Annotated in this window: 1 protein-coding gene; it reads right to left on the reverse strand. The window is 69.8% G+C overall.

All coding sequences use genetic code 11. The features are described 5' to 3' along the window. Positions 1–2,313, reverse strand: a 2,313-nt coding sequence (locus ACOJVU_RS20880) for an acyltransferase domain-containing protein (RefSeq protein WP_421531531.1), incomplete at both ends; no start/stop codon positions are given.

Consider the following 2,313-nt stretch of genomic DNA (forward strand, 5'->3'; position numbering starts at 1 on the left):
TGCGCCGAACGCACCAACCCCCACACCGCCGCACCCGCCAAATCCCCCACGTCCTCCCCCGGCAACGCCACCGCACCCCGCGTCGACACCACCAGCATCGCGGCCGCGTTGCCGGTCAGCCAGGTTTGCAGCACCTGAAGCACGGCGCGCGTGGTCGCGTACACGTCCGCGACGACGTCACCGGTGACCGGCGGGGATTCGAACAGATACGCCTTGGGTTCGACCTCGGTGGTATCGAACACGGTCGTGCCCCATGTGAATACCGATATCGGCTGCACGTTCTCGGCGGGCTGCGCGGACCAGACGACCTCGAAGAGCCGATCGCGGCCCGAGTTCGAGGCCGCGGCCAGGAGTTGCTGATCGCTGACCGGCCGGGCCACCATCGCACCCACCGACAACACCGGCAGGCCCAGCCCGTCGGCAAGCTCGATCGACATCGCGGACGGACCTGAGGGCGCAATGCGCGCCCGCAGTGCCTCCGCACCCGCAGCGTACAACGACACGCGCTGCCAGGAGAACGGCACCAGCACAGAGCCCTCGGCCAATTCGCCCTCTTCCGAGGCCAGGATCACCGCGTGCAGCGCCGCATCCAGCAGGACCGGGTGGACCCCGAATCCGGCCACGGACAAGCCGGCGTCGGCGGGGAGCGCCACTTCCGCGAAAACTTCGGCGCCGCGGCGCCACATCGACGTCAGGCCCCGGAACGCGGGCCCATAACCGTAACCGCGTTCGGCCAGCCGCTCATACCCGTCGCCGATGTCCACCGGGACGGCCCCCGCCGGAGGCCATACCGACAGGTCCGCGCCGGGAACGGCTGATCCGGCACTCAGCACACCCTCGGCATGCAGCAGCCACGAAGAGCCCGTCTCGACGCGCGAGAACACCGAGACCGTGCGAGCGCCCGACTCGTCGAGGCTACCGACGACGACCTGCACCGCGACCGAAGATGCGGCCGGCAAGACCAGCGGCGCAGCAAGATTCAACTCCTCGACCATTCCGCAACCCACCTCGTCACCGGCGCGGATCGCCAGCTCCACGAATCCGGCACCGGGAAACAGCACCGTGCCGCCCACTGCGTGATCGGACAGCCAGCCCTGCGTGCCGGGCGACAACCGGCCCGTCAGCACCACCCCGCCCGAGGCCGGCAACTCGATCACCGCACCCAGCAGCGGGTGCTCGCTCACGCCCAGCCCCAGACCGGCGGCGTCGGCGGCCCCACCGCCACCGGAGAGCCAGAACCGTCGCCGCTCAAAGGCATACGTGGGCAGTTCGACAAAGTTGGCCATCCCGATGGCACCACGCCAGTCGACGTCCATGCCGGTGACGAACCCGTGCGCGACAGCGTTGACCAGCGTCACGGGCTCGGGGCGATCCTTGCGGAGCAGCGACGCCGTCAGCACGGGCGCATCGGACAGCGACTCCTCGATCGACGCTGTCAGGCCGCCGCCGGGACCGACTTCCAGGAAGCGGGTGGCCCCGGCGGAGTGCGCGAAGCGAATGCTGTCGGCGAACCGGACCGCTTCGCGGATGTGGCGCTTCCAGTACGACGACGAGGCGAAGTCGTCTGCGGCCAATTGGCCGGTCACGTTGGAGATGACCGGAATGCCGGCCGCCGCGGTGGCCAGTCCGGCGGCGACGGCGGCGAATTCGTCGACCATCGGCTCCATCAACGGCGAGTGGAACGCGTGCGAGACGGCCAACCGGTGCACGCGGCGACCTTGCCCGCGGAACCGCTCGGCGACCGCGACCACATCGTCGCGGGCACCCGAAATCACCACGGAGAACGGGCCGTTGACGGCCGCCAGGCCGACCTGGCCGTCCAGCAGCGGCCGCACTTCCTCCTCGGTCGCCTGCACCGCGATCATCGCCCCGCCCGCCGGCAATGCCTGCATGAAGCGGCCGCGCGCTGCCACGAGCACCGCGGCGTTCTGCAGCGACAGGACGCCGGCGACGTGCGCGGCGGACAGTTCGCCCACCGAGTGGCCCATGACGAAGTCGGGCCGCAAGCCCCAGGATTCGAGGAGGCGGAACAACGCCACCTCGACCGCGAACAAGGCCGGCTGGGCGAATTCGGTTGTGTTCAGCAGGTTTTCATCGTGACCCCACATCACCTCGCGCACGGGACGCAGCAGGTGGCGGTCGAGTTCGGCCACGACGGCATCGAAAGCCTCCGCAAACAATGGGTATTCGGCGTGCAGGCCCATGCCCATGCCCAGCCATTGGGAGCCTTGGCCGGGGAACACGAACACGGTCTTGCCCGCCGGTGTGGCGCTGCCCCGGATCACCGAACCCGCCAGGTCGTCACCGGCCAGC

The sequence above is a fragment of the Mycobacterium sp. THU-M104 genome (assembly GCF_049197365.1).
Classification (GTDB): Bacteria; Actinomycetota; Actinomycetes; order Mycobacteriales; family Mycobacteriaceae; genus Mycobacterium.